Genomic DNA, 26,730 nt, shown 5'->3' on the forward strand with positions numbered 1-26,730 from the left:
AGCGCGCGTCGCATGCTGGACGCCGACACCGCCTCCGCCGCCCTGGGCATCGAGCTGGTGGAGCTGGCCGAGGGGCGCGCGGTGTGCCGGATGACCGTGACCGGCCAGATGATCAACGGACACGCCATCTGCCACGGCGGCTACGTCTTCCTCCTGGCCGACACCGCCTTCGCCTGCGCGTGCAACACCCGGGGCCCGGTCACCGTGGCGGCCGGGGCCGAGATCACCTTCGTCGCCCCCGCCCACGAGGGCGACGTGCTGGTGGCCGAGGCGGCCGAGCGCACCACCTACGGCCGCAGCGGCATCTACGACATCACCGTGCGCGGGTCCGGCGGCCGGGTGGTCGCGGAGTTCCGCGGGCGCAGCAGGGAGCTGAGATGAGGCCCTTCCCGCCGCCGTCCCCCGAGGAGCTCGACCCGGTCGAGCGTGTCTCCAGGGATGAGCTCATGGCCCTGCAACTGCGGCGCCTGCGCTGGACGCTGTCCCACGCCTACGACAACGTGCCGCTCTACCGGCGCAAGTTCGACGAGCACGGCGTCCGTCCCGGCGACTGCCGGAGCCTGGACGACCTCGCGCTCTTCCCGTTCACCACCAAGGAGGACCTGCGCGAGTCGTACCCGTTCGGCATGTTCGCCGTGCCGCGCGAGCGGGTGGCGCGCGTCCACGCCTCCTCGGGCACGACGGGCAAGCCCACGGTCGTCGGGTACACCAAGGCCGACCTCGACGTCTGGGCGCAGGTGATGGCCCGGTCGATCCGGGCGTCCGGCGGGCGTCCAGGCGACGTGGTGCACGTGGCGTACGGCTACGGGCTGTTCACCGGCGGTCTCGGCGCCCACTACGGGGCCGAGCGGCTGGGCTGCACGGTGGTGCCGGTCTCCGGCGGCATGACGGCCCGGCAGGTCCAGCTCATCACCGACCTGCGGCCCAGGGTCATCATGGTCACGCCGTCGTACCTGCTGGCGCTGCTCGACGAGTTCGCCGCCCAGGGCCTCGACCCGCGCGAGAGCTCGCTGGAGATCGGCATCTTCGGCGCCGAGCCCTGGACCGAGCGCATGCGCGCCGAGATCGAGGAGCGCTTCGACCTGCACGCCGTCGACATCTACGGGCTGTCGGAGGTCATGGGCCCCGGCGTGGCCAACGAGTGCGTCGAGACCAAGGACGGCCTGCACGTCTGGGAGGACCACTTCTATCCCGAGACCGTCGACCCGTTCACCGGCGAGCCCGCCCCCGACGGCGGCGAGCTGGTGTTCACCAGCCTCACCAAGGAGGCCATGCCGGTCATCCGCTACCGCACCCGCGACCTGACCCGGTTGCTGCCCGGCACGGCCAGGCCCGCCTTCCGCCGCATGGAGAAGGTCACCGGCCGCACCGATGACATGATCATCCTGCGCGGCGTGAACGTGTTCCCGACCCAGATCGAGGAGCTCGTGCTGCGCGTGCCCGGCCTGTCGCCGCACTTCCAGTTGCACCTGACCCGGCCGGACCGGCTCGACGTGCTCACCGTCAGGGTCGAGGCGCGGCCGGGCGCGACCGGCCGCGAGGAGGCCGGGCGCGCGCTGCGGCACGCGGTCAAGGCGGGCGTCGGCGTGAGCGTCGAGGTCGAGGTGGTGGACCCCGAGACGCTGGAGCGGTCGGTGGGCAAGCTCAAGCGCGTGGTGGACAGCCGGGACGTCTGACCTCGCGGCCGCCTGGCTACGGCGTCAGCTCGTCACGGGGGTCGGGCGGCGGCAACGACGGGCCCTTGAGGCGCAGGTCGGCGCGGATGGCCTTGCCGAGCTTGCCGGTCGCGCCGCGGTTGAGCGCGCCGCCGGCGACGGCTCCGGTGAGGAAGGGGCCGAACGTGGTCAGATGGCGCCCGAGCGTGCGCATGAGACGGTTGCGAAGAGCGGCCTTGGACGCGGCTCCGAGCGCGAGCGAGACGGACGCGGGGGCGAGGGGGTCGATCCCGCGCTGCTTGGCCCAGGCGGAGGCGAAGGCGAAGGCGCGCTGCGTGCCGTTGCCCTGGACGCGGACGCCGTAGACCTCGTGCAGCTCGGCCAGAAGCTTGACCTCGATCGCGGCGACGACGATGGTCTCCGCGACGAGCTGCGCGGGCGCGGAGAGCAGGAGGGGTGGTGCGGCGAACTGGGCCGCCGCCAGTGCTCCGCCGATGGCTCCGACCGTCATCGTGGCCTTCTGGGCGGTGCGCACCAGGTCGTCGGCGAGTTCCTCGCCGGTGAGGCCGTGATGATGCTCGGACAGCGTCGACAGGTCGCGGATGGGGATGCGGGGCGCGATGTTGAGGAAGACGTCGGCCAGCCAGCGGCCGCGGCCTGCGCCGCTCTCGCGGGCCTTCTTCGCCCCTGCGGCCAGGGACCTGGCTAGGCGGCCGAGCAGTCTGCGCCGCTCGGCCGGCTCCAGCTCACCGGGCGCGGTGAGCCGCACAACGAGCTCGCCGACCTCCTTGTCGGGGTCGGCGATCCCGTCGTCCGTCTGTTGCTTGTCCTTCTCGGGCTCGGCCAACGCGATGCCTCCGTCCTCTTGGTCGCGACCGCTCAGGGTAGGCGGGCTCGGTCGTGCCTTGGGTCCCTCACCCTGAGCTCCTTCGCTCCAGCGGTCAGGCGGCGCACTCCCGGCAGATCTGCTGGCCGTTCTTCTCGGAGGCCAGCTGGCTGCGGTGGTGCACCAGGAAGCAGCGCGAGCAGGTGAACTCGTCGGCCTGACGGGGAATGACCCGCAGGGAGAGCTCTTCGTTCGACAGATCCGCACCGGGCAGCTCCAGCGACTCGGCGAGGTCGGTCTCGTCGATGTCGATGCTGCCGGACGACTTGTCGGTACGCCGTGCCTGGAGTTCTTGGAGGCTGTCCTCCCCCAGGTCGTCGTCTGTCTTTCGCGGGCTGTCGTAGTCGGTAGCCATTGTGCTTACTCCATCCCCCTCATCTATATGTCTTCGCGCTCATCGCGCGTCTTCTAACGTCCGGGAGGCCCATCTTGTGCCCGTTCCGTCGGGGAGATTTTCCATCGGTACCCCGCGCGAACGGACAACGAACCTCCCAACACGACAGGGCCTGCTGCCGACGGCAATGGTTAGCCAAATATGGCGAAACCCACAGCCTTGGCGTCATGCGCCACCGTGTTCGACGGCACATCCAACCACATGTACGGCGAGAACGAGACGCCCCCACTACATCAACACGCGGACGAACACGCCTGAACCTCACCCGTCGGCGCCCCATGGCCCACTCAAGGACGCTCGGTCAACGCGTCGGAAGCCGAATCGTCACCACAAGTCCTCCGCCATCACGCGGCACCGCGGTCACGTTTCCACCGTGTGCCTGCACCACCGCACGGACGATGGACAGCCCCAGACCCGATCCCTTGGCCGATTCCACGCGGTCGGCGTGGAGCCTCCTGAACGGCTCGAACAGGCTGTTCACCTCGTACGCCGGGACGTGCTGCCCCGTGTTGGCCACCTGAACAACCAGCCCCCCGTCCGCCATTCCCGTCCGGATCCAGACTTTTCCGTTTTCGGGAAGGTTGTACTTCACGGCGTTCTCCAGCAGGTTGCTGACCGACCGCTCCAGAAGCACCGGGTCGCCCACGGTAGGCGCGCTGACCAGTTCGGCCACAACGGTCACGCCGTGTTCGGCGGCGAAGGGCGCGAGCTGTTCCACGGCCGTCTGCGCGACTTCCTGAACGTCGAGCGGTTTGCGCACCGCGAGTTCTCGTTCGCTCCTGGCGAGCAACAGCAGTCCCTCGATGAGCTTCTCGTTACGCGCGTTGACTTCCAGCAGCGTGCGGCCGAGCGCTTTGAGGTCCTCGGACGCCTCCGGATCCGACAACGCGATCTCCAGGACGGTCCGGTTAATCGTCAACGGCGTGCGCAATTCGTGGGAGGCGTTGGCCACGAATCTGCGCTGGGTGTCGAAGGCGATGTTGAGCCGGGTGAGCATGGCGTCGAAGGTGTCGGCCAGCTCCTTCAGCTCGTCGTTGGGGCCGCGCAGGGCGATGCGCTGGTGGGCGAGCGTGCTCTCCGACAGCTTGCGGGCCGCGCTGGTCATCTGGGTGACCGGCCGCAGCGCCCGGTCGGCCACGAAGTAGCCGATGATGAGCGCGAGGATGCCGACCCCGGCCAGCGCCATGAAGGAGCTGGTGAACAGCGCGTCGCGCGCGCTGCTGACGGCCCGCCCCTTGGCCAGGGTCCACCGGTTCTGCATGATGGCGGCGTCGAGCGGGTCGAGGTCGTCGGTGATCAGGTCGGGCCAGGCGTTCTCGATCGATTTGCCGACGATCGAGTAGACGACGAACAGCAGCACCGCCGCGGCGGCGAACACCAGAGCGCTGTAGGTGAGCGTGAGCCGCCACCGGATGCTCACCTTGGCCGGCAGCCCCCTGACCCGTTCCAGGGTGCTGCGGGCGGGCGTCTCGGACTCGGGCGGGGGCGGGCCGTCCCAGGCCGGCGGGCCGGTCGGGGGTGGCGCCTCCTGCACGCGCGTCGCCTTCCTTGCCGAATGGGGGCTGATCATCGGATGCGTCGGCCCCGCCCCGCGCTCTGGCCGTTCGCTCACAACTTGTACCCAACCCCGGGCACGGTCTCGATCACCTGAGGCTCGCCCAGCTTCTTCCGCAGCGTCATCATGGTCACCCGGACGACGTTGGTGAACGGGTCGATGTTCTCGTCCCACGCCTTGTCCAGCAGGTCCTCCTGGCTGACCACCGCGCCCTCGGCGCGCATCAGCTCCTCCAGGACCGCGAACTCCTTCTTGGTGAGCACGATCTCCTTGCCGTCGCGCTCGACCAGCCGCTTGCCCGGGTCGAGGCGGATCCCGGCCCGCTCCAGCACGGGCGGCAGGGCGGGCGCCGAACGCCGGCCGAGCGCGCGCACCCGGGCCACCAGCTCGATGAACACGAACGGCTTGGCCAGGTAGTCGTCGGCCCCGAGGCCGAGCCCCTCCACCTTGTCGTCCACGTCGCCGGAGGCGGTCAGCATGAGGATCCGCGAGGCCGAGCGCTGCTCGACCAGCCGGCGGCACACCTCGTCGCCGTGCACGACCGGCAGGTCGCGGTCGAGCACGATCACGTCGTAGTCGATGTAGGAGGTGCGCTCAAGGGCGCCGCCGCCGTCGTAGGCGACGTCGACGGCCATGGCCTCACGCCGCAGCCCGGTCGCGATCGCGTCGGCGAGCACCCGCTCATCCTCGACAACCAGCACTCGCACGCCTGGTACACCCTCTTTCCGGTTCCGGTGTCTCATTCTGCCTACAGGCTCGATAAGCGCACGGTAAGGCATGTCCAGGGGTGTGCCGGGCAGGGGCCGCACAAATTCATGTTTCAGAGGGCGATAACCCGGGGTATGCCGTCGGGACACCCATTGCCCGGACATCCACTGGCAATGGGGTCCCTTCGCCCCGCACGGATCGAACCCCTGAGAGAGTAGGTGAGATGGGCGAGTTCACCACCACGATCGAACGCCGCCTCGACCAGGCTTACAAGAGCCTCTCCGAGGCCCGCAGCACCGGCGACGACTACCTCGCCGACACCCTCACCGCCGAGATCGAGGACCTGCGCCGCCTGGCCGACGATCACGGCGTCCCGCTGCCGCGCTAGACATACGCGTGCGACGGCCGGGGCCCGATGGGCCCCGGCCGTCCTGTCATGCCCGCGGCCCGGTCAGGAGTCGCGTTCGGGGTCAAGCGGCACGAGCAGGTCGTGCAGCTCCTCGAACAGGCCGGGAGCCGCGCACAGCGCGAACTCCGGGCCGACCGGCCGGCCCTGCAGGCCGCCGAGCCGGGCGCCCGCCTCGGTCGCCACCAGCCCGGCCGCGGCGTGGTCCCACGCGTTGGTGCCGCGCTCGTAGTACGCGTCCACCCGGCCCGCCGCCACCGAGCACAGGTCGATGGCGCACGAGCCGCCGCGCCGGATGTCGCGCACCCGCGGCAGCACCGCCGCCACGACCCGTCCCTGCACCTCGCGGCGCGGCGCCGAGTAGCCGAACCCGGTCGCGACCAGCGCCCGGGCCAACGGCACCCCGCTGTTGCAGCGCAGCCGCGCGCCGCCCAGCCAGGCTCCCTCGCCGAGCGCGGCGGTGAACACCTCGCCCCGCGCCGGCACGTTGACGACCCCCGCCACGACCCGCCCGGCCACCTCGACGGCGATGGACACCGCCCAGTCGGGCAGGCCGTACAGGAAGTTGACGGTGCCGTCGACGGGATCGACGATCCACCGCACGTCGGACGCGCCCGGCGCCTCGCCGCCCTCCTCGCCCAGGAACCGGTCGTCCGGACGGACCGCCAGGACGCGCTCGCGGATCAGCTCCTCCGACGCCTTGTCCAGGATGGTGACGACGTCCGTGGGGCTGGACTTGGTCTCGACGTCCTCCGACATCGTGGGCCGCTTGGCCAGGAGCATGTCCCCGGCCTCGCGGGCGACGTCCTCGGCCAGCCGCAGGAAGTCGGTCATCAGGCCACCGAGTCCGGGCGCTTCCACTCCTCGCCGAGCACGTGCTGGGCGAGGAAGGCGAGCACGGTCTCGTACCAGGCGACGATGTTGCCCGGCTTGAGGATCCAGTGGTTCTCGTCGGGGAAGTACAGGAACTTCGACTCGACGTCGGTGCGCTGCAGGTCCCACCACAGGCGCAGGGACTCGCCGATCGGCACCCGGTAGTCCTTGTCGCCGTGGATGACGAGCATCGGGGTGGTGATCTTGCCGAGCCCCAGGTGCGGGGAGAGCTGGTCGTAGCGCTCCGAGCCGGGCTCGCCGAACTCGCGCTGCCAGTACAGCGAGGAGTCGGTGGTGCCGGCGAACTGGTCGAGGTTCCACAGCGCGGCGTGGGTGACGATGGCCTGGTACCGGTCGGTGTGCCCGGCCAGCCAGTTGGCCATGTAGCCGCCGAACGAGCCGCCCATCGCCGCCACGCGCTCGTCGTCGATGTCGTCCCTGGCCAGGGCGACGTCCACGATGGCGTCGAGGTCGGCCTGGGTGCGCGGCCCCCAGGCGCCCCAGCCGCGGTCGATCATCTCCTGGCCGTAGCCGGTGGACAGGCAGGGGTCGGGCATGAGGACGGCGTACCCGCGCTGCGCCATGATCCACGACTGCCAGCGCCACTGCCAGTCGTTCCAGGACGCGACCGGTCCGCCGTGGATCCACAGCAGGAACGGCGCCGGGTTGTCGGCCGAGGCGCCCTCGGGCAGCACGAGCCAGCCGCGCACGGTCGCGCCGTCGTCGGCGGTGGCCGAGATCTCGGTCAGCGTGCCCGGCACCTCGGGGCGCGGGGCCGGCGAGGGCAGGTCGGCGATCTCGCCGGTGGCCGCGTCGATCCTGGCGGGGGCGGGGGCGAGGGCGATGTTGCTGCGCAGGGCGTAGACGTACGCGCCGTCGGCGCTCGCGTTGACCCCGAGGTAGGCGGCGTCGTCGCCGGTGAGCCTGGTGTGCTCGCCGTCCAGCGGGACGCGGAAGACCGGGCGGCGGCCCTGGTGGTCGGCGACGAGGTAGAGGGCCGAGGAGTCGGGGGCCCAGGCGAGGTCCATCGGGAACAGGTCGGGGGCGTGGGCCCGGCCCTCGCCGGTGGCCAGGTCGGCGATCCACAGCTCCACGCGGACGGAGACGTCCGTGCTCGTGATGCGCTCGCGCGCGCAGGCCACCCGCGTGCCGTCGGGCGAGACGGCGATCGGGCCGCCGAAGTCGTGCGCCTCGTCGGTGAGCAGGGTGCGCCGCTCGCCGGTGGCCACGTCGATGGCGACCAGGTCCGTACGGCTGTCGCCGCCGGACAGGTACCTGCGCCAGGTGGCGATCACGGTGGAGCCGTCGGGGGTGAGCTCGAAGGCGGCCTCGCGCAGCGCCTCGCCCGCGTCGGGGGTCAGCTCGCGCACGTCCTCCAGGCGGTCGGCGCCGAGCCGGCCGGTGAACAGCCGGGTGCGGGCCGGGCCGAGGTCGTGGTCCCAGTAGCGGACCGGGTAGCCCTCGTGCAGGATCGCGCTGGTCCCGGCGTCCTTGCGGGCCTTGCGCCGCTCGTCCTCGGTCGACTCGTCGCCGTCGAGCACGTCGGAGGCGAACACCACCACGTCGCCCGCCGTGCGCGCGGCGCCGATGCCGCCGGGGCGGGTGGCGATCTGGCGGGCCTCGCCGCCGGCGCGCGGCAGCAGCCACAGCGCGGGCACCTCGTCGGTCGCGTCCTTGACGGTGGTGTCGGGGCGCGCGGAGGTGAACAGCACGTCCCCGGCGTCGGTGAAGACGGCGGCCGTCTCGCCCTTGGCGGAACGGGTCAGACGGTACGGCTCACCGTCGAGGGGGATCGCCCAGAGCGCGGTGCCGTACGACTTGCCGTCGGGATTGAGGGCCTGCACGGCCGAGATCAGACGGGAGCCGTCAGGCGAGAGCTTCAGGGAGAGGACCCGGGGAATGGCCACATAGTCACGAATGTCATCGAATGCGCTCACTCGATCGAACCTACCTGGTCACCGGCGCTCCGCGGGCGACACCGCGCTCCGCGCCTCCTCACCCTCCCTCGGGCCGGACCGCCCGCTCTCCTGACTAGGCTTGACACGTGGCTGATTACGACGCTCTGCTCGTCCTGTCGTTCGGCGGCCCCGAGGGTCCCGACGACGTGCTGCCGTTCCTGGAGAACGTCGTGCGGGGGCGCGGCGTGCCGCGCGAGCGGCTGCTCGCGGTGGCCGAGCACTACCAGGGGTTCGGCGGCGTCAGCCCGATCAACCGGCAGAACCGCGAGCTGGTCGAGGCGCTCGGCCCGGTCGCGGGCGTGCCGGTCTACTGGGGCAACCGCAACTGGCACCCCTTCGGCGAGGACACCGTGCGGCGGATGGCGGCCGACGGCGTGCGCCGGGCCGCCGTCTTCGCCACCTCGGCGTTCGCCGGATATTCGAGCTGCCGCCAGTACTACGAGGACATCGCCAGGATCTCCGTCGAGGGCGGCCCCGAGCTGATCAAGATGCGGCACTTCGGCGACCATCCGGGGTTCGTCGCGGCGATGGCCGACCACACGCGCCAGGCGCTGGAGCGGCTGGGCCGCCAGGACGCCCGGCTGGTGTTCACCGCCCACAGCATCCCGGTGTCGATGGCCGAGACCGCCGGCCCCTCGGGCGGCCTGTACGAGTCCCAGCTCCGCCGCAGCGCCGAGCTGGTCAACCAGGCGCTGGGCCGCGACGAGCCCTGGCACCTGGTGTGGCAGTCGCGCAGCGGCCCCCCGCAGGTGCCGTGGCTGGAGCCCGACGTGTGCGACTTCCTGCGCAAGACGGACGCCGGCTCGGTCGTGCTGGTGCCGATCGGGTTCGTCTCCGACCACATGGAGGTCGTCTACGACCTCGACACCGAGGCCCGGCAGGTGGCCGCCGAGCTGGGCCTGCCGATGGAGCGCGCGGCGACGGCCGGCACCCATCCGGCGTTCGTGCGCATGGTCAGGGAGCTGATGGACGAGCCGGAGCCCGTCGCGTGCCCGCTCACCTGCTGCCCGCGTCCGGTCCGGCCCGGCGGGCGGCCTCAGGCGTAGGTGCGGGCGTACGCCTCGGCGATGCCCATGACCTTGTCCACGTAGTCCCACGAGTGGTTGTAGAACCAGATCGACTTGCGCAGCTTCGCGCCGCCCTTGCCCGCGCCGTTGGCGCACAGGTAGTTGGCGGCGCCGGGCACCGCGTCGTAGGGGCTCCAGATGTCGGCCTTGCCGTCGCCGTCGCCGTCCACGCCGTAGTGCTTCCAGGTGGCGGGCATGAACTGCATCGGCCCCAGGGCGCCCGCGCTGGAGGGGCCGTTGTTGCGGCCGTGGCTGCTCTCGACCTGGCCGATGGCCGCCAGCACCGTCCAGGACAGGCCGGGGCAGCGGGTGGCGGCGGCCTTGTAGAGGTCGAGGTAGCTGTTCGGGCGGCCGACGGTGACCGGCTGCTGTTGTTGTCGCTGCGGTTGCTGCTGCTGTTGCCGCTGGGTGCGGCTGGCCGCGTCGAGCACGACGACCTGCGCGCCCTTGCCGAGTAGCCGCCGCACGCCGGCCTCGGCGATCGTGCCCGGCTTGCCGTGCAGCAGCACCGCGACGCCCTTCGCGAAGCCGAGCGACCTGCCCACCTCCAGGCTGACCAGGCCGTCCACGCCGGAGAGTCCGAGCGTGGCCGAGGCCGCGACCCGGAGTCTCGGGCCGCCGTCCACCTGGTACATCGCGCCGAGGATCATGCCGTACCTGCGCGTCGTGCCGGCCTCGGCGACCAGCTCGCCCCTGGCCAGCGCGCTCCAGACGGCGGGCTGGTCGGCGACGGGCTGGGGCGTCCAGGAGCGGAAGTCGGCCGGGTCGACGGCCAGCAGGTTGAGCGACGTGCCGGCGACCTTGACCGCGCCGGCGTCCACGACGGCGGCCTTCTGCACGTGCTTGAGCGCGCCCAGAGCGAGCCTGGTCCGCCGGGAGACCGTGGCGGGCGCGATCGCCAGCACGCGCGGCGGCGTCACGGTGACGCCCGGCCCGCCCTGGCCGAAATCCTTGACCGGCGCCGTCGTGGGTACGAGCTGGTCGAGGCGGGGAGCGGCCTCCGGAACCGCGCGGGTGATCGGCCTGCGCACCGGCTCCTGGGCCGTTCTGACCAGGTCATCGCCCATGAGCACGACGACTCCCCCGGCCACGGCGGTGACCACGAGCACGCCGAGGACCATGAGCAGGACCGCGCGGAGAGAGGGAAGACCGGACATCAGCCACACGTTAACCCACTCACCGGAAATATCACTTGCCATCCGGACAGACGGTGCGCCATCGTGGGGGCGCCAAGTAAGGGGGAAACAGCGTGGTCGGGCCTTACCGGGGATTGTTCAACGGGCCCGGAGTCAAAGGATTCGTGCTGGCCGGGTTCGTCGGCCGGATGCCGATGTCCATGCTCGGCATCGGCGTCGTGCTGCTGATCTCCACCGTCACCGGGTCCTTCGCCACCGCCGGCGCGGTCGGCGCCACCACCAACGTGGCCTTCGCGATCGCGGCGCCGCTGTCGGGGCGGCTGGTGGACAGGTTCGGCCAGAACCGGGTGATCGCCCCCTTCTCGGTGGTCAACGCGCTGGCGATGGCCGCGCTGATGCTCAGCGCCGCGCTCGGCCTGCCCGAGTGGACCCTGTACGTCTCCGGCCTGCTGATCGGCGCCTCCTCCCTGTCCATCGGGTCGATGGTGCGGGCCCGCTGGTCCACGATCCACGGCGGCACCGGGACGCTGCACACCGCCTTCGCCTTCGAGTCCGTGGCCGACGAGGTCGTCTTCGTCACCGGGCCCGCGCTCGTCACCGTGCTGGCCACCGCGATCAACCCGTACGCGGGGCTGCTGGTGGCGCTGGTGTGCATGCTCGGCGGCTGCCTGGCCCTGGCGGCGCAGCGGCGTACGCAGCCGCCCGTGCAACCGGTCAGGACGGCCGGCGGCACGCCCATCCTGATCCCCGGCATCGCCCTGCTGGCGTGCGTCTACCTCGGGCTCGGCGCGGTGTTCGGCTCGGTGGACCTGATCATGGTCGCCTTCGCCGAGGAGCACGGCGTGAAGGGCGCCTCGGGATTCCTGCTGGCGGCGTTCGCGGGCGGGTCGATGGTGTCGGGGCTGTGGTTCGGCTCGCGGGAGTGGCGGATCTCGCTGCGCGCCCGGTTCATCCGCGCGCTGGGCGTGTTCGTGGTGGGCCTGCTGCCGATCCTGCTCGTGGACGACCCGTGGATCATGGCCGCCGTGGCGTTCGTGGCCGGTCTGGCCATCTCGCCGACGCTCATCACCGGGTTCTCGCTCACCGAGCGGCTGGTCCCGCCGTCCCTGCTCACCGAGGGCATGGCCTGGATCTCCACCTCGATCGGGTTCGGCGTGGCGATCGGCGCGTGGGCGGGCGGGCAGCTCACCGACACCGTCGGCGCGTCCAGCGCGTTCGGCTTCGCGGTGTGCGCGGCGCTCCTGGCGGCGGTCGTGGGCGTCGGAGGTTCGGGTTTGCTGAGACTTCCGGAAGCGCCTTCACCCCTGAAGAGCTGATCCGCTACGGTCGGGAGTTATCCCTCGCAACACCCATCACACCGGAAGCTTTGCTATGTCCCGACAAATCACTTCACTTCTAGCTATCGCGGCAGTTTGCGTCACCCTGGCTCCCGCGCCCGCGTTCGCCCAGACGCCGAAGAAGGCCGAGGTCGATTGCGAGCAGGTCAAGTGCATCGCGCTGACCTTCGACGACGGGCCCGGCCAGTACGCGGGCACCCTGCTGGACACCCTCAAGAAGTACAACGCCAAGGCGACGTTCTTCCTGGAGGGCCAGTACGTGAACAGCCGCCCGGCCTTCGTCAAGCGCATGGTCACCGAGGGCCACGAGGTGGGCAACCACAGCTACAAGCACCCCGACTTCACCAAGATCGACGCCGGGGTCATCAGGAGCGAGATCAAGAAGACCCAGGACGCGGTCAAGAAGGCGGCGGGCGTCGAGCCCAAGCTGCTGCGCCCGCCGTACGGGCTGGCCGACATCCAGGTGTCGGACGTCGCGACCGAGTTCGGCATGCCCATGATCCTGTGGACGGCCGGCTCGCACGACTGGGACACCAAGAACGTCGAGGCCATCAAGAAGAAGACCCTTGAGGTGGCCGAGCGCGACGGCATCATCCTCATGCACGACTGGGTCAAGCAGACCGTGGACGCCATGCCCTCGATCGTCAAGTCGCTGCAGGCGAAGGGGTACCAGCTGGTCACGGTCTCCGACGTGATCAAGCAGCAGAACCTGCAGCCCGGTCAGATTTTCCCGGTTCCCGAAGGCTGGGAGAAGTGAGTATCGTTCACGTTTAATCGGAACGACGCTCGGAGGGGCGCCTCATGGTCTTCACTAACTGGGCCGGGAATCAGACGGGCGCCCCTGCCGAGGTGCGCACCCCCGCGAGCGTGGCGGACGTCGTCCAGGCCGTGCGGGACGCCTCGGCCGCCGGGCGCCGCCTGCGCATGGTCGGCACGGGCCACTCCTTCACCGGGGTGGCCCTCACCGACGGGATCATGCTCCGCCCCGAGGGGCTGAGCGGCATCAGGTCCGCCGGCGAGGACCGCGTCACGGTGCTGGCCGGCACGCCGCTCAAGGTGCTGAACGAGCTGCTCGACCAGCGCGGGCTGGCCCTGGCCAACATGGGCGACATCACCGAGCAGACCGTCGCCGGCGCGATCCAGACCGGCACCCACGGCACCGGGCGCGACAGCGGCGGCCTGGCCGACCAGGTCACCGAGCTGGAGCTGGTGCTCGCCGACGGCTCGGTCGCCACGGCCGTGCCCGGCGAGGACCTGTTCGACGCGGCCCGGGTCGGCCTCGGGGCGCTGGGCGTGCTGACGGCCGTGACGTTCCGGGTGGAGCCCGCGTTCCTGCTGCGCAACCGCCGGCGCAGGATGACGCTCACCGACATCCTCGCCTCGCTCGACTCGCTGACCTCGGCCAACGAGCACCTCGACTTCTTCTGGCTGCCGCACACCGACGCCTGCCTGGTCAAGACCAACAACAGGGACGCGGGCCCGGCCAGGCCGCCGAGCCCGTTCAAGCACTGGCTGGACAACGTGTTCCTGGAGAACACCGTCTTCGGCGCCGCCTGCGCCGTCGGCGGGCGGCGGCCGGCGCTGATCCCGCGGATCAACGCGATCAGCGCGGCGGCCCTCGGCGACTCGGAGGCGGTGGACACCTCGTACAAGGTGTTCACCGCCCGCCGGGACGTGCGGTTCCTGGAGATGGAGTACGCCGTGCCGCGCGAGCACCTGGCCCAGGCGCTGCGCGAGACCCGCGACCTGATCGACAGGATGGACTGGAAGATCACCTTCCCCGTCGAGGTGCGCGTCACGCCGCCCAGCGACGCCTGGTTGTCCACCGCGTACGGCCGCGACTCGGCCTACGTCGCCTGCCACATCTACCGGCCCACGCCCAACCCCGCCTACTTCGAGGGCGTGGAGGAGATCATGAACCGGCTGGACGGCCGGCCGCACTGGGGCAAGATGCACACCCGGGACGCCGCGTACCTGCGCAAGGTCTACCCCCGCTTCGACGACTTCGTCGCGCTGCGCGACCGGCTGGACCCGCGCCGGGTGTTCACCAACGACTACCTCGACGTGGTGCTCGGCTAGCGCCCCTCCTGCTGCGCCGGCGGCTCGTCCGGCTGCGTCGTGGCCGGAGGCGCGCTGGACTGCTGCTCACCCGGGTCGGGACGCTCCTGCTCCTCCTCGCCGGGCCCGGGCGTCTCGGGGACGGGCTCGACCGTGTCCGTGGGAGTGGGCGTCGGCGTGCCGCTCGGACTCGGCTCGCCGGTCCCGGACGGCGGCGGAGTGCGCGGCGTGTCCGTGGGCGTCGGGGTGGGGGTCGGGGTCGGCGACCGCGTCGGACCGATCGGCCGGTCGTCGCGGTCCTGGCGGTCGTGCCCCTGATCCTTGACGGGGGCGCGCTGCTGCTCCTTCACCGGCGTCTGCCCGCCGGTGACCCGCTCGTGCAGCGTCCGGTGGTCGAGGGCCTGGAAGGCGAGGATGCCGCCCATGCTGACCGCGAACACCAGCGCGGCCGCGACCGCCATCTTCAGCCACGGCAGCCCGCCGCGCCCGGCGGGCTCGACGACCGGCATGACCAGCGTGTCATGCCCCCGGCCGCCGCCTCCCCGGACGGCGTGCGCGGCGGTCTGCTCCCCCGCGGCCCTGGTGGCGTGCGCGGCGGTCTCCTCGCCCGCGGCCGGGGTGGCGTTCGCGGCGGCGGCGAGCAGGCCCTGCCCCTCCTCCTGCTCCTCGCGCCACGCGGACAGCGTGTGCTGCTTGACCCGGTCGCCGGTGCGCTTGAGATAGTGCGTATAGACGGCACTGGCCACCGTGCTCGCGATGCTGACCACGGCGGCGCCGATCACGGTGCCCGCCACCCCGAGGTAGGAGGCGGCCACCGCGGCGGTGACGGCGGCGAGGGCGCTCCCGAGGATCTGTGGCACGCTCAGCTCGAACTTCCGCTGCTCGCCGGTCATCCCCCGGATCAGTCCCCTCTGGTCATGCGTACGGTAAAGAGCTTCCTCGTGAATAGACGCGAGCGCGTGTCCCGTTGTTCCTGTGACCTGCGCGACAGGCATCCTCGTAACTCGTGCCCCGACGATTCGGCCTACCCTCCGTCTACCTCGCCGCGGCCGTGGCGACGGCCGCGACGACCGCTGTCCCTCTCGCCATGACGCCCGCCTCCGGACTCGCCCTGCGCCCCTCGGCCTCCGAGCCCACCCGGCCCTACATCGTCACGGCCCGCAGCCGCGCGGACGCCCGGGATCTCGTCGCGGAGGTGAGATGGCGGGTACGGCGTTACTACACCGAGGCTCTGCCGGGTTTCGCCACCTTCCTCACCGTCGGCGAGCTGGCCGAGCTCAGATCCGATCGCCGGGTCCTGGCCGTCGAGCCCGACCGCGAGATCCACACCATGCCCGGCGACGCCCCCGCCCCCGACATGGACGCCGACACGGCCACCGACACGGCCACCGACTCGGGCGCCGACTCGGGCGCGGGCACGACCGTGTTCGTCGTGGACACCGGCGTCGACGTCACCCGGGCCGAGTTCGGCGACCGGGCCTGGCGCGCCTTCGACGCCACCGGCGGCACCGGGCGCGACTGCGGCGGGCACGGCACGCGCGTGGCCAGGGCCGTCGCCTCGCGGGCGCCGGAGGCCAGGATCGCCTCGGTGCGGGTGCTCGGCTGCGCGGGGTCGGGCTCGCTGGCCGACGTGCTGGCCGGGCTCGACTGGATCCGGCGGCACGCGCGCGGCCCGTCCGTCGTCACGCTCGCCGCCGACGGGGCCGACTCGCCCGCGCTCGGCGCGGCCGTACGGTCGCTGGTGCGCTCGGGGGTGTTCGTCGTGGGCGCGGCCGACTCGGGCTGGTGCCAGGTTTCCTCCGGCGGGCAGGCGTTCTCGGCGGGCGCCCCGTACCTCGCCGCCGCCGCGGCGCGTCTTCTCGAACGCCGTCCCGACGCCGCCCCCTCCCTTGTCGCGAGTTCGCTGAAGTGCACAACAGCACGCGCCGCGATTCGCCAGAATCCGTCGAGGAGCTCTAACCTCCTCATGCACAGCGGCGGGCGTTAGAGGAAATGGAATCCACAAATGTGACCGGCGTCACATCGCCCCCGGGGCTTCCCAGGAAGGCGATGTTCGGACATGCCGGGTACGGTGCTGGCAGGCAACCGGCACACGCGAGAGACTCAAGGGTCCGGGGGAAGAATGGCGACGCTGACGAAGGGACTCGCATGCAGGAGCTCCGACTCGTCGCGGTGAGTGAGGACGGCACCTATCTCGTGCTGGCTACTGCCGGGCGAGGTACGCGCTTCACCCTTCCCGTGGACGACCGGCTCCGTGCTGCCGTCCGCGGCAACTTCTCCCGTCTCGGCCAGTACGAGATCGAAGTGGAGAGCCCGTTGCGCCCCAAGGAGATCCAGGCACGCATCCGCGCCGGAGAGACAGCGGAAGAGATCGCCGCGACCGCCGGGATCCCGGTCGAACGAGTCCGCTGGTTCGAGGGCCCGGTGCTGCAGGAGCGGGAGTACGTCGCCCAGCAGGCGCAGCGCGTCGCCGTCCGCATGCCCGGGGAGACCGCGCCCGGTCCCACCCTCGGCGAGCTGGTGGCCGAGCGGCTGACCAGGCGCGGCGTGCCCACCGACGAGATCGACTGGGACTCCGCCAAGCGCGACGACGGCCTGTGGCGGGTCAAGCTCGGCTACGTCTGGAACGGTCACACGCGCCACGCCGAATGGCTCTTCGACCCGCGCAAGCGCCACGTCTCCCCGCACGACGACGAGGCCATGCGCCTGTCGTCGGCCGACTTCGATCCCGAGCCCGCCGTGGTGGAGGACACCACGGTCACGCCGTTCGCGCCGCGGGTGGCCAAGCTGCAGCCGGTGCCGCCGCTCGCCTCCGACCCGCTGCCGTTCCCCTCGGTCGTGCGCCGCGAGCCGGAGGAACCGGCCGTCGGCTACACCCCGCCGCCCAGGCCCGCCGACACCGGCGGCTACGGCCGCGGCCCCGACCTGCCGGGGCGTGACCTCGCGGGACGCGACGTCTCCGGGCGTGACGTGCCGTTCGATCGGCCGTCCCCGGGGCGGGAGAGCGCGTCGGACGGCTCGTCGTCCCTGCCCGAGACCAGCCGCGCCCCCTTCCGGGGCGAGGGCTTCCACCCGGACCCGTCCCGTGTCGAGGGGCAGCGCGGGGAGCGCGCTGAGGGGCAGCGTGGGGAGACCGCGGGCCGCGAGACCGGCTTCGGCCGCTCTCCGGACGCCTCCTCCCGCCGCGGCGGCACGTCGCCGTGGCTGCCCGACTTCGGCTCGGGCCGCTCGGGCGAGCGCGACGACTCCATCTACGCGCCCGCCACCCCGCCGCACTCCCGCCCGCTCGCCTCCCACCCGTCACCCGCCGAACCCACGACATCCACCCAGCCCCCCGCCGCCCCGGACCTCCGCACGCAGCCCCCCGCCGCCCCGGACTTCGGTACGCCGCCACCTGCTGCCTCGGACTTCCGTACGCAGCCGCCTGCGCTCCCGGCACCTGGCACACAGCTGCCGGCCGGCCCGTCGCTGGATGGGGAACCGTCGGTCAGTCCGTCGCCGGGTGCGCAGCAGCCTGCCGCTTCGGAGGCCGGCGTCCAGTCGCCCGCCGCTCCGGAGTCCGGCGCTCAGTCACCTGCCGCTTCGGAGGCTCTTGGTCGACAGGCGGCGGTGTCCGCTCCCGAGGTCGCCGCCACGTCGGCGGCTCCTGAGGTCCTGCCGACGTCGGCCGGTCCTGAAGGGCCTGTGACGCCGCCGTCCTCGCCGACGGCCGCCGGGGAGCGCACGGCCCAGCCCGACGCTTCCGTCCCGGCCCCGGCCCAGCCCGCCACCTCGACGCCCGCCACCTCGACGCCCGCCGCCGCGGCGCCCGCCGCCGCGGCGCCCGTCCAGCCGGAGCCCTCCGCCACGTCCGACGTGCAGCAGGAGACCGCGGCCACCACGGAGGCCCAGCCGACGGGCTCGGCCGTGGACGCTCAGCTCTCCGCGACGCCGGAGGCCGACACCACGTCCGTCTCCGCCACGCCCGAGACCGACACCACCGGTTCTCCCGCGCCCGAAGACGCCGCCACCACCTCCGACACCGGCGACGCCCAGGCCACCACGCCCGAGGCAAGCGACTCCGCCGCGCCCTCGTCGGACGCCTCGACGGCCGATGCGACGGCCGGTGCGACGGACGTCCCGGACGCCGCTGCGGAGGCTTCCTCCGCCCCATCCACCGAAACGCCCACGGTGGCCACCACCGACTCCACGCCCGCCACCACCGAGGCGACCGCCTCGGACGTGACGTCAAGCGCACCGACCGCCGCGGAGCCCGCGCCCAAGACGCCCGAATCAACCGAGCCGGAGGACGCGGCGACCGCACCGCAGGCCACCACACCCACGCCGACCACCGAAAACGCGCCGACCGCGGCAACCCCGGCAGCCACCGAGGACGCCCCGGAAGCCGGCACGACCGCCGAGGCGGACGCCACCCCTCAGGCCGAGTCTGTCCCGACCGAGACGGCGACGCCCGACGCACCCGCCGCCGAGACATCTGCCGCCAAGGACGCACCGGCCGACGAGCCCTCCGCCGCCACCTCGCAGGACGTGCCGGCCGACGAGACCGACCAAGAGTCCTCGGCCGCTCCGGCGCCGGCTGCCGCGAAGTCCCCGGACGCCGAGCAGGAGCGCCCGGCGACGGCACCGGAGCCCGCCGCCCAGGACGTCCCCGCCGAGGACGTGCCCGCCCAGGACTCAGCCGTGCCGGAGGCATCCGTGGCGGCAGCGTCCGAGGAGGTGGCGGAGAAGGTCGAGGTGGCCGAGAAGAAGGCGCCCGCGCCCAGGCCCAAGCCCGGCCCCGGCGCCCCCAAGGGCACCCCGCCGGTCCCGGCCGCGCGTCCCGGCAAGGACGACGCCAAGGGCCCCGGCAAGGACGACGTCCCGGTGCCCTCTCCGCCGCCCGCTCCGGCCGCGCGTCAGGCGCGCAAGAATTCGCGGGGCCGTCGAGCCTCCGTGCCGACGTGGGACGAGATCATGTTCGGCGCCCGCCGCCAGGACTGACCCGCACCCGATCAAGCGACCACAGGCCGCGCCCACCTGGACAGGAGGGCGCGGCCTCGGTCGTTCAAGAAGGAAGTACCGCGGTGTTCGGGGGAGGCGTTCAGTCCTGGGGCGGGACGGTGTGGGGCCGCATGAACGGGGCCAGCCACTCCGGCGTCACCTCGGCGGGGAACGCCGCGCCCTGAGCCTCCGAGACGTCCAGCGCGTCGTAGCCGCCCTTGCCCGCTCCGACCCCCGCGATCAGCGTCAGCACCCCGGCCCGTCGCTGGAACCAGGTCTGGCGCAGCCGCCAGCCCACCACGGCCCGGCGTTCGATCACCGCCTCGGCACGGCGCAACGATCCCGACCGGACCGCCAGCCGGGCGCCGTCGTAGCCGTGGCCCAGGGAGGCGTACCGGTCGAGGCCCAGGAACACCCCAGCGCCCGCCAGGAGCAACGCCAGGACCGTCAGGATCCACCAGAGCATCATTCCTGTGGCCCACGCCCCGGCGGCGCTCAGCGTGGCCAGGAGGAGCCAGGGGAAGACCGCGCGGAACAGACGGCGGTTGCGGGCGATCGGCGGATGGGCGCGCAGGGTGGAGCGGAAGGGGCCCACGGCGTCGGCGGTGACGCCGACGGCGACCTGGCGCGGCACGTCGGGCAACAGCTGCCCGCGCGTCTCGGAGTCGCCGAGCCCGGTCACGATCGCCCAGACGCGTACGACCCCGGCCAGGCGTTCGGCCAGGCCGTCGACGATCTCGTAGCCGCGCACCCGCCGGGACTCCAGCGACACGCTGCGCCGGTTGATCAGCCCGCGTTCGGCCACGAGGTAGCCGTCGCGGCGGGTGAGCCTGAAGTCCCAGTTGAAGACCGCGTACATCACGCCGCCGACGAACGGCATGGCGACGACCAGCAGCAGCGCCACGACGAGCAGCAGGTAGGGGTGCTCCCACAGCCACTCCCCCGCGCTCCAGGCGGCGTCCTGGCCGAAGCCCAGGTCGTCGCCCCACTGGAAGGCCAGCCCCACCGCGCCGCCGGCGAGCGCGAACGGCGTGAGCAGGTACGCCCCGGACAGCGGCCCGTACAGGAGCCACCGGCGCGGGACGGCGATGATCGGCCGGTTCACGGGCGCGGGGCCGGGCCCGGGGATGTGCTCGGCCTCCCTGACCTGGACGGCGCGGCGCAGCAGCACCGCCTTGAGGCGTTCGGCCTCGCCCAGCGTGACGCCGTCGAGCGCGGCCTCCTCGTCGTCGCCGCTGGCGCCCGTGTCGACCTTGAGCACGGCCAGCCCGAGAATGCGGTGCATGGGCGGCGTGGACACGTCGACGCCGCGCACCCGTTCCAGCGGGATGGTCCGGATCGAGCGGCTGATGAGCGACCGCTTGGTCTCCAGGCGGTCGCCGACGATCTCGTACGTGAAGGTGGCCCAGCGGATGACCGCGAACACGACGGTGCCGACGACGCCGAACGCCGCCCACGCGTAGGACCTGGCCGAGAAGCCGCCCACGAACAGCACGCCGACCAGGGGCAGCAGCAGCGAGGGCAGCATGCGTACCGGGTCGATGAGCAGCACTTTGGGGCTCAGCCGCCTGGGCGCGGGGGGCGGGGGCGGCGGAGGAGGAGGCAGAGCGGGCGGTGGTGGTGGCGGTTGGGTCACGTGGCGTCGTCCCTGAGCTCTTCGGCGCGGTGGGCGAGCCGTTCGGCGAGCCCGGCCGCCACCTCGAAGTCGAGGCCCTTGATCGTGGACGAGCCCGCGTGCGAGGCGGTGCGGATCTCCAGCGTGGCCAGGCCGAGCAGCCGTTCCATCCACCCCTGGCCCTTGTCGACCGTCTGGATGCGGCTCACCGGCACGAACACCCACTCCCTGGTCAGGAACCCCGACCTGGCGTAGACGACGTCGCCCGACAACTCCCAGCGGTGGACGGCGTACCTGATGAACGGCTCCGCCGCCAGGAACGGCGTCAGCACGACCCCGACCACCAGCGGCAACAACCAGGAACGCGCGGCGAACCAGGACGGCACCCACGACCAGCCGCTGCCGCCCACCCACCCGGCCACCACGGCCGAACCGCCCACGAAGAGCACGAATCCGATCGCCGCCTGCAGCAACCACAGGCGGCGGGCCTTGGGCGAGACGCGGTGCGCGGGGTCACGCAGTGGGCCTTTTGACGTCACAAGAACCAGCTTAGGGCGCACGCCCCGAAAGACGATCTGACCCCGACCCCAAGATCTCTCCCATCCTCCGGCACGGCTGCCAGGCCACCCACGAAAGGCATCCCCACAGCCAGGGCCAGCCGGCCCTCGGGGGATCCGGAGTCCAGAGCCGGTGAACGGGCGAAAGACGGTGCCGGTCGGCAGGCCCGAGCCGGCGAGCAGAAGCCAAGGGGCCCGCAAGTCCCGGACCCGAGGGGCCGAGGGACCGGGGCGGAGGGGCGAGGGGCCGAGGGCCCAGGGGCGGAGGGGCTTCCTCTGCTCGGGCCTTGGGAGCGCACGGCCCGCACCCGCTGAGAATTACGAGGGCATAGACGACGCTCAGGCTGCTCGGAGGGTCATAGACCAAGAGCCGAAGGGAGTCCGGCCCGGCACCGAGGACCGCCAGTGCCTGCCACGGCGGCATCGCGCAGGCCCCCGCGTGCATCGCCCGGCGGCAGGTAAAGATCGGACGGGCGGCGCGGCGTGTCGGACGGCCGGCCGGGGGCGGCGGGTGCATGCTCGGTGGCGGCCGGCCGCAGGCTGTCGAGCTGGGCCACGTCGGCGGCGCCACGTTCGTGCCATCCAGGCCCGGCGGCGCGTTACCGCACCACGCGCGAAACGCCCTCACGAAGCGTGGCAGCCGCCGTCCGCCCCGCAAGCCGCAGCGACGCGGCAGCCACCGCCCGCCCACAAGCCAGAGCGACGCGGCAGCCACCCCCGGCTCGCACGCCATAGGCAGCCGCCGCCCTTCGCAGGGCGCAGCCACCTGGGCAACCGCACCCCCGTGCAAAGCACATCTGCCTCGTCCGGCGCATCTGAATTTTGCGTGCCGGGCGCCGTCCGAAACCATGCCCGTTTTGTCCTGTGAGCTCGCGCGCCGCGACCGCGCCGCCCGCCCCAGGGAACAGGCAGGCCAGGAAGGTCATCGGATCGTCACCCCCGGGCCTCCGCCGACGGCGTCCCTGTGGCCAACTTCACCCCCAGGATCCCCGCATTCTGGCCGGTTTCGGCTCCTTTACCGACGACCGACCATCGGGAAACGGTCTGCGCACCGCCGAGAGCCGCGTAGCATCATCCGGCATGGGGCTGTGTAACACGGCATCACGTGTGAGGCGGGCCGCTGTCAGTGTGACAGTGGTGGCTTTCGCGCTCACCCTGTCAGGTTGCGCCGCCCTGGGCATCGGAAGATCCCAGGCCAAGGAGATCGCGGAGATCAACGTCTCGAGCCCCGAGTTGCGCGACGGCATGCCGCTGCCGAGCGAGTTCTCCTGCCGAGGCCGCCAGGGCAGCCCGCCGCTGCGCTGGTCCAGCGAACCCTTGCCGAAGGCGAAGTCGATCGCGATCGTGGTCGATTCCCATACTCCCTCCGAATCGGCCGTTCACTGGGTGCTCTACAACATCCCGGCGACCACGACCGAGCTGGGGCCGGGCGCCGCCGAGAGTCCTCCCGAGGGCTCCGGCCAGGCCACGGTGACCAGTGGGAAGGCGGGCTACGAACCGCCCTGCAACACTCCGGGCAGCTACCGGTTCACCGTCTACACGCTGAACGACAAGGTCGAGGCGAAGGAGGGCGGCCTCCCCGAGATCTTGAAGGAGATCGCCGACCACACGATCGCCCGGGGCCGGCTGACGGCGGTGAACATCCAGTGACAGGTCGATCACCGCAGGTAGACCGGATGAACCAATTCTTTGCGTAGGGTGTGACAACTCTCATAGTGGTCCGACAGAATCAGATCCAATTGTTAGGCATTGGTGATCAAAGGGGGCAGATCGCGTCGATGGCCGCGCGATCTCACCGATGCCACAGGGAGGCCATGGCTTTGAGGGTGGTGCAATGATCGCGGTCGTCGTGAGCTTGGTCGCTGTCGTGCTCCTCGTGCTCGTCGTCGTGGCACTGGGCATGCGTTCCATGAACCGCCGGGAGAGCTCTCTCCCTCCGGAACGGCTGAAGGAGATGGCCGAGAAGGAGGAGATGACGCACGCCCGGTCCACCGACGAGTTCGCCGCGCACGAACCGCGCATGGCCAATTTCAGCCCTGACTTCTCCCCGATCGACGAGGTGAAGCCGAAGCCGGTGCGCACCGGCCAGCGTGGCAGGCGTGGCGTCGACGAGTGGGGCAACCCCACCACCGACCACGAGGACGAGGAGTTCTGGGCGAACATCCGCAGCGACGCCGAGGAGGGCGGTTTCGGCGCCGGCGGCACCGTGGCGGCCCGGAAGGGCGCCTCCCGTCCGGTCGAGCGTGAGCAGCCCGCCGAGCGCCGTGAGCGTCCCGCGAAGCCCAAGCCCGTGGCCGCCGCGGCCGACCCCAACGCCGCGACCGTCCAGGCCCCGCTGCCCCAGCGCCAGCCCGCCGCCGCCGCCGCGGCCAACCTCGCCGACCTGGTGGAGCCCGCCAAGCGGCCCACCCCCTCCGCCTCCGACATGGCCGACCAGCGCACGGTGACGTTCGCGGCGCCCACGCCCGACGTGCTCAGCCTCCTCGGCGGCGCCCAGCCGGTCGTGCCGGCCTCCCGCCCCGAGCCCCTGCCCGCGAGCGGCGCCCACCCGGCCGTCCCGGCAGCGGGCGGCTCGTTCCCCGCCAACCCGGCCGCCGGCGGCGGGTCCTACGCGGGCGTCACCTCCAGCGGGTCCTTCCCGGTCGCGCCCGTCGCGCCGATCCACGGCGCGCCGACCAGCGACCCGTTCCCCGCGTACAACAACGCCGCCAACAACGCCGCCAACAACGCGGCCGACGCTCTTGAGACCACCTGGACGGGCGTGCCCGCCGCGGCCACCTCAGGCTCCTGGCCCGCCGCCTCGCCCGACATCCTCGACGACCCCTCCCCGGCCTCCTACGGCGGCCCGGCGAGCTCCTGGCCCGCCTTCGTGGAGCAGCCCGCCGCCACCGCCTCGCCGGCCGCCGCGTTCCCGGCCTCGTACGAGGTGCGCGCCGGCTGGGCCGTGGCCGACGACTCCGGCTCGCCCATCACGGGCCCCTCTCCGGCCACCGGCACGCCGACCGTCCCCGCCCGCGCGGTCTCGGCCTACGACGACGTCCTGTCGGCTCCGCCGGTGCCGCCCGCGCCGTCCTCCATCGCGTACGAGACCGGCGACTTCACCGCCGGGTCCGGCCCCGCCTGGCCCGAGCCGCCGTCCGGCACGGCGAACTGGCCGACGTACGGCGGGCAGTCGCAGGGTGCTGCCGCTCCCGGCCAGGCCGACAACGGCGGCGGCCGTCGCCGGGCCCCCGAGCAGGACTACAACGACTACTACCGGTGATCTCCGGCCCCTTACCGAATGAGTAAAACCCCCGCGACGACCCCCTAAAGCGGGGGTGGCGCACCACTAGGGTTTCCGACATGATCGGCGATACCCTCAGTAGCTGGTTGCGTACGCTACGGCATGATCTACCCGCTTCGCTCGTGGTCTTCCTCGTCGCAGTCCCGTTCTCCCTGGGCATCGCGGCGGCCTCGGGCGCCCCGCCGGCGGCCGGGCTCATCGCCGCCGTCGTGGGCGGGGTCGTGGCCGGGTCGCTGGGCGGGTCGGCCGTCCAGGTGAGCGGGCCCGCGGCAGGGGTGTCCGTGGTGGTCGTGGAGCTGGTGCGGACGCACGGCTGGCGGGCCACGTGCATGATCACGCTGCTGGCGGGGGTCGTCCAGCTCGTGCTCGGCGTGGTCAAGGCCGCCCGGGTCGTCCCGGCCGTCTCCCCCGCGGTTCTGCGCGGCCTGCTGGCCGCGGTCGGCGTGATCCTCGCGCTCTCCCAGCTCCACGTGGTGCTCAGCGGACAGCCCCAGCTGTCGGCCCTGGCCAACCTCGCCGAGCTGCCCGGCCAGATCGCCGGCCTGCACGGGCACAAGGTCGCGCTGGGCCTGTTCACGATCATGGTGCTGGCGTCGTGGACGCGGCTGCCGGCCCGCGTCAGAGTGGTGCCCGCGCCGCTGGTCGCGCTGCCGGCCACGGCGGGCGTCGCCTGGCTGGCCGGCTGGGACGTCACTCACGTCGACCTGGCGGGCAGCTTCTCCGGGTGGGGATTCCCCGTGCTGCCGTCCGCCGACTGGCACACGATCGTGGGCGCGGTGCTGCTCGTCGCGCTGCTGGGCAGCGTCGAGTCGCTGCTGTGCGCGTCCGCCGCCGACGGGACGCACCCCGGCCGCCGGGCCGACCTCGACCAGGAGCTGACCGGCCAGGGCGTGGCCAACATGGTGTCGGGGGCGCTGGGCGGGCTGCCGATCGCCGGCGGCGTCGTCCGTACGGAGGCGAACGTGCGGGCGGGCGGGCGCACCCGGTCGGCGGCGATCCTGCACGGGGTGTGGGTGCTGGGCTTCGCGGTGGGTCTCGGCTGGTCGGTGCGGCTGATCCCGCTGGAGGCGCTGGCGGCGCTGCTGGTGTTCACCGGCGTGCGGATGGTGGGGCTGGCGCGCGTCAGGAGGGGCCGCGGCCACGGCGAGGTGCCGGTCTACATGGTGACGGCGGCGACCGTGATCGTGCTGGGCCTGGCCGAGGGGGTGCTGGCGGGGGCGGCGCTGGCCGCGCTGCTGGCGCTGCGCCGGCTGACCTGGGTGAACGTGCGCAGGCGCGAGGAGCCGGACGGCCGGCTGCACGTGACGATCAACGGCTCGCTGACGTTCCTCGGCGTGCCCAGGCTGACGCACGAGCTGCGGTCGATCCCCGCGGGCACGCCGGTCGACCTCGACCTCACCATCGACTTCATGGACAACGCGGCCTTCGAGGCCATCCACTCCTGGCGGCTGGACCACGAGCAGGCGGGCGGCACGGTCGACCTCGACGAGCCGCACGACGAGTGGTACACACTGGCGGCCGGCGGGGCCCGCGCGTACCCCGGCAGGTCACCGGACCGGCGATGGGTGCCGTGGGCGCAGCGGCGGACCCGCCCGCAACGCCGCGTCATCCCCGACGACGGCCCGGCGACCTGCACCGAGGGGGCGCGCGACTTCCACCGCACCACGGCGCCGCTGGTCCGGCCGATCTTCACCGAGCTCGCGCACAAGCGGCAGCCGACCCACCTGTTCATCACGTGCGCCGACTCCAGGATCGTGCCCAGCCTGATCACGGCGAGCGGTCCCGGCGACCTGTTCACCGTGCGCAACATCGGCAACCTGGTGCCGCGCCGCGGCTCCGAGCCGCACGACGACTCGGTGGTGGCCGCGATCGAGTACGCCACGCAGGTGCTCGGCGTGCGCACGATCACCGTGTGCGGGCACTCGGGATGCGGGGCCATGGCCGGGGTGCTCAGCGCCGGGGTGCAGGCCGGCAGCCTGCCGGGGCTGCGGCGGTGGCTGCGGCACGGGAACCACAGCCTGGCCAGGTTCATCGAGACCGAGGGCGACCGGCTGCACAAGGGGGCCCTCGACGTGTTGTGCCGGGTGAACGTCCAGCAGCAGCTGGAGAACCTGCGCACCTACCGGAAGGTGGACGAGCAGGTCAGGGCGGGCAAGCTGGAGCTGGTAGGTCTGTACTTCGACATCGGGTCGGCGCGGGTGCACCTGGTGCCGCCGCTGCGGTCTTCGCTCTCCGTGAAGTTGTGAGCCCGCGCCCCGCCGG

General features: G+C 72.4%; 22 protein-coding genes. 12 read left to right on the plus strand and 10 right to left on the minus strand.

Annotated features, from left to right (window positions below; all coding sequences use genetic code 11):
* Window positions 1-12: 12 nt before the first annotated feature.
* Both paaI and paaK read left to right on the plus strand, forming a co-directional pair.
* Complete coding sequence (gene paaI, locus ACIBQ6_RS33105; RefSeq protein WP_358285958.1) at window positions 13-381, plus strand: hydroxyphenylacetyl-CoA thioesterase PaaI; 369 nt, start codon at window positions 13-15, stop codon at window positions 379-381.
* On the plus strand, window positions 378-1,676 hold the full coding sequence (gene paaK, locus ACIBQ6_RS33110; protein WP_358284619.1) for a phenylacetate--CoA ligase PaaK: 1,299 nt from the start codon (window positions 378-380) through the stop codon (window positions 1,674-1,676). Before paaI ends, paaK begins: the two co-directional genes overlap by 4 nt.
* A 16-nt stretch (window positions 1,677-1,692) precedes the next feature.
* On the opposite strand, the gene ACIBQ6_RS33115 is transcribed toward paaK, so the two are convergent.
* The 4 genes from ACIBQ6_RS33115 to ACIBQ6_RS33130 form a co-directional block, all read right to left on the minus strand.
* Complete coding sequence (locus ACIBQ6_RS33115; protein WP_358284617.1) at window positions 1,693-2,502, minus strand: hypothetical protein; 810 nt, start codon at window positions 2,500-2,502, stop codon at window positions 1,693-1,695.
* A gap of 94 nt (window positions 2,503-2,596) precedes the next feature.
* The gene (locus ACIBQ6_RS33120) at window positions 2,597-2,896 is read right to left on the minus strand and encodes a DUF4193 domain-containing protein (RefSeq protein WP_352324238.1); all 300 of its coding nucleotides are present in this window, start codon (window positions 2,894-2,896) and stop codon (window positions 2,597-2,599) included.
* A gap of 340 nt (window positions 2,897-3,236) precedes the next feature.
* Window positions 3,237-4,505 carry a sensor histidine kinase gene (locus tag ACIBQ6_RS33125; protein WP_397216807.1) on the minus strand — a complete coding sequence of 423 codons (1,269 nt, stop codon included), beginning with the start codon at window positions 4,503-4,505 and terminating at the stop codon, window positions 3,237-3,239.
* A gap of 38 nt (window positions 4,506-4,543) precedes the next feature.
* Complete coding sequence (locus ACIBQ6_RS33130) at window positions 4,544-5,197, minus strand: response regulator transcription factor (protein ID WP_349451511.1); 654 nt, start codon at window positions 5,195-5,197, stop codon at window positions 4,544-4,546.
* A 224-nt stretch (window positions 5,198-5,421) separates the two neighbouring features.
* Between ACIBQ6_RS33130 and ACIBQ6_RS33135 the strand changes: the two genes are divergently transcribed.
* Window positions 5,422-5,586 carry a hypothetical protein gene (locus ACIBQ6_RS33135; RefSeq protein ID WP_352324241.1) on the plus strand — a complete coding sequence of 55 codons (165 nt, stop codon included), beginning with the start codon at window positions 5,422-5,424 and terminating at the stop codon, window positions 5,584-5,586.
* Window positions 5,587-5,649: 63 nt separating this feature from the next.
* Here the strand turns inward: ACIBQ6_RS33135 and ACIBQ6_RS33140 are convergent, their stop codons facing one another.
* Together ACIBQ6_RS33140 and ACIBQ6_RS33145 are read right to left on the minus strand one after the other, a co-directional pair.
* Window positions 5,650-6,438 (minus strand): inositol monophosphatase family protein, encoded by a 789-nt coding sequence (locus tag ACIBQ6_RS33140; protein WP_397216638.1) that lies wholly within the window; start codon window positions 6,436-6,438, stop codon window positions 5,650-5,652.
* Window positions 6,438-8,414, minus strand: coding sequence for a prolyl oligopeptidase family serine peptidase (locus tag ACIBQ6_RS33145; protein ID WP_397216640.1), 1,977 nt, complete (start codon window positions 8,412-8,414; stop codon window positions 6,438-6,440). The genes ACIBQ6_RS33140 and ACIBQ6_RS33145 overlap by 1 nt, the downstream gene beginning before the upstream one ends.
* A 107-nt stretch (window positions 8,415-8,521) precedes the next feature.
* Here ACIBQ6_RS33145 and ACIBQ6_RS33150 point away from each other — a divergent pair, with 107 nt between their 5' ends.
* Window positions 8,522-9,481: a ferrochelatase gene (locus ACIBQ6_RS33150; protein WP_397216642.1), complete on the plus strand. Its 960-nt coding sequence runs from the start codon at window positions 8,522-8,524 to the stop codon at window positions 9,479-9,481.
* Here ACIBQ6_RS33150 and ACIBQ6_RS33155 read toward each other — a convergent pair.
* Complete coding sequence (locus ACIBQ6_RS33155) at window positions 9,472-10,659, minus strand: lytic transglycosylase domain-containing protein (protein WP_358284604.1); 1,188 nt, start codon at window positions 10,657-10,659, stop codon at window positions 9,472-9,474. The two genes, ACIBQ6_RS33150 and ACIBQ6_RS33155, sit on opposite strands and share 10 nt — an antisense overlap.
* A gap of 143 nt (window positions 10,660-10,802) precedes the next feature.
* On the opposite strand from ACIBQ6_RS33155, the gene ACIBQ6_RS33160 reads away from it, so the two are divergent.
* The 3 genes from ACIBQ6_RS33160 to ACIBQ6_RS33170 are packed head-to-tail and all read left to right on the plus strand — an operon-like array spanning window position 10,803 to window position 14,054.
* Window positions 10,803-11,954, plus strand: a complete 1,152-nt coding sequence (locus ACIBQ6_RS33160) for an MFS transporter (protein ID WP_358284602.1) — start codon at window positions 10,803-10,805, stop codon at window positions 11,952-11,954.
* 55 nt (window positions 11,955-12,009) lie between these two features.
* A complete protein-coding gene (locus ACIBQ6_RS33165) occupies window positions 12,010-12,732 on the plus strand; it encodes a polysaccharide deacetylase family protein (protein ID WP_358284600.1) in 723 nt (240 codons plus the stop codon).
* Between the two features lie 44 nt (window positions 12,733-12,776).
* Window positions 12,777-14,054 carry a D-arabinono-1,4-lactone oxidase gene (locus ACIBQ6_RS33170; protein WP_397216645.1) on the plus strand — a complete coding sequence of 426 codons (1,278 nt, stop codon included), beginning with the start codon at window positions 12,777-12,779 and terminating at the stop codon, window positions 14,052-14,054.
* Here ACIBQ6_RS33170 and ACIBQ6_RS33175 read toward each other — a convergent pair.
* Entirely contained in the window at window positions 14,051-14,926 is an 876-nt protein-coding gene (locus ACIBQ6_RS33175; RefSeq protein WP_397216647.1) for a hypothetical protein, read from the minus strand. The genes ACIBQ6_RS33170 and ACIBQ6_RS33175 overlap by 4 nt on opposite strands.
* A gap of 113 nt (window positions 14,927-15,039) precedes the next feature.
* On the opposite strand from ACIBQ6_RS33175, the gene ACIBQ6_RS33180 reads away from it, so the two are divergent.
* Both ACIBQ6_RS33180 and sepH read left to right on the plus strand, forming a co-directional pair.
* Entirely contained in the window at window positions 15,040-16,020 is a 981-nt protein-coding gene (locus tag ACIBQ6_RS33180) for a S8 family serine peptidase (RefSeq protein WP_397216649.1), read from the plus strand.
* Between the two features lie 161 nt (window positions 16,021-16,181).
* Window positions 16,182-19,013 carry a septation protein SepH gene (gene sepH, locus ACIBQ6_RS33185; protein ID WP_397216650.1) on the plus strand — a complete coding sequence of 944 codons (2,832 nt, stop codon included), beginning with the start codon at window positions 16,182-16,184 and terminating at the stop codon, window positions 19,011-19,013.
* Window positions 19,014-19,113: 100 nt separating this feature from the next.
* Here the strand turns inward: sepH and ACIBQ6_RS33190 are convergent, their stop codons facing one another.
* Complete coding sequence (locus tag ACIBQ6_RS33190; protein ID WP_358284590.1) at window positions 19,114-20,565, minus strand: PH domain-containing protein; 1,452 nt, start codon at window positions 20,563-20,565, stop codon at window positions 19,114-19,116.
* An 80-nt stretch (window positions 20,566-20,645) separates the two neighbouring features.
* Window positions 20,646-21,167, minus strand: a complete 522-nt coding sequence (locus tag ACIBQ6_RS33195; protein WP_358284587.1) for a PH domain-containing protein — start codon at window positions 21,165-21,167, stop codon at window positions 20,646-20,648.
* A gap of 1,155 nt (window positions 21,168-22,322) precedes the next feature.
* Here ACIBQ6_RS33195 and ACIBQ6_RS33200 point away from each other — a divergent pair.
* The 3 genes from ACIBQ6_RS33200 (at window position 22,323) to ACIBQ6_RS33210 (ending at window position 26,714) form a co-directional block, all read left to right on the plus strand.
* Complete coding sequence (locus tag ACIBQ6_RS33200) at window positions 22,323-22,835, plus strand: YbhB/YbcL family Raf kinase inhibitor-like protein (protein WP_352324255.1); 513 nt, start codon at window positions 22,323-22,325, stop codon at window positions 22,833-22,835.
* Window positions 22,836-23,034: 199 nt separating this feature from the next.
* Complete coding sequence (locus ACIBQ6_RS33205) at window positions 23,035-24,447, plus strand: hypothetical protein (protein WP_397216653.1); 1,413 nt, start codon at window positions 23,035-23,037, stop codon at window positions 24,445-24,447.
* An 80-nt stretch (window positions 24,448-24,527) separates the two neighbouring features.
* A complete protein-coding gene (locus ACIBQ6_RS33210) occupies window positions 24,528-26,714 on the plus strand; it encodes a SulP family inorganic anion transporter (RefSeq protein WP_397216655.1) in 2,187 nt (728 codons plus the stop codon).
* The last annotated feature ends 16 nt before the right edge of the window (window positions 26,715-26,730 follow it).

Origin of the sequence: Nonomuraea sp. NPDC049655, assembly GCF_044465465.1 — a bacterium.
Classification (GTDB): domain Bacteria; phylum Actinomycetota; class Actinomycetes; order Streptosporangiales; family Streptosporangiaceae; genus Nonomuraea.

Bases quoted from the DNA above. Each gene is read 5' to 3' on its own strand.
- ACIBQ6_RS33175 (WP_397216647.1), bottom strand. From the start codon at position 14,926: ATGACCGGCGAGCAGCGGAAGTTCGAGCTGAGCGTGCCACAGATCCTC.
- ACIBQ6_RS33140 (WP_397216638.1), bottom strand. From the start codon at position 6,438: ATGACCGACTTCCTGCGGCTGGCCGAGGACGTCGCCCGCGAGGCCGGG.
- ACIBQ6_RS33155 (WP_358284604.1), bottom strand. From the start codon at position 10,659: ATGTCCGGTCTTCCCTCTCTCCGCGCGGTCCTGCTCATGGTCCTCGGC.
- paaK (WP_358284619.1), top strand. From the start codon at position 378: ATGAGGCCCTTCCCGCCGCCGTCCCCCGAGGAGCTCGACCCGGTCGAG.
- ACIBQ6_RS33170 (WP_397216645.1), top strand. From the start codon at position 12,777: ATGGTCTTCACTAACTGGGCCGGGAATCAGACGGGCGCCCCTGCCGAG.
- sepH (WP_397216650.1), top strand. From the start codon at position 16,182: ATGCAGGAGCTCCGACTCGTCGCGGTGAGTGAGGACGGCACCTATCTC.
- ACIBQ6_RS33210 (WP_397216655.1), top strand. From the start codon at position 24,528: ATGATCGGCGATACCCTCAGTAGCTGGTTGCGTACGCTACGGCATGAT.
- ACIBQ6_RS33135 (WP_352324241.1), top strand. From the start codon at position 5,422: ATGGGCGAGTTCACCACCACGATCGAACGCCGCCTCGACCAGGCTTAC.
- ACIBQ6_RS33165 (WP_358284600.1), top strand. From the start codon at position 12,010: ATGTCCCGACAAATCACTTCACTTCTAGCTATCGCGGCAGTTTGCGTC.
- paaI (WP_358285958.1), top strand. From the start codon at position 13: ATGCTGGACGCCGACACCGCCTCCGCCGCCCTGGGCATCGAGCTGGTG.
- ACIBQ6_RS33120 (WP_352324238.1), bottom strand. From the start codon at position 2,896: ATGGCTACCGACTACGACAGCCCGCGAAAGACAGACGACGACCTGGGG.
- ACIBQ6_RS33125 (WP_397216807.1), bottom strand. From the start codon at position 4,505: ATGATCAGCCCCCATTCGGCAAGGAAGGCGACGCGCGTGCAGGAGGCG.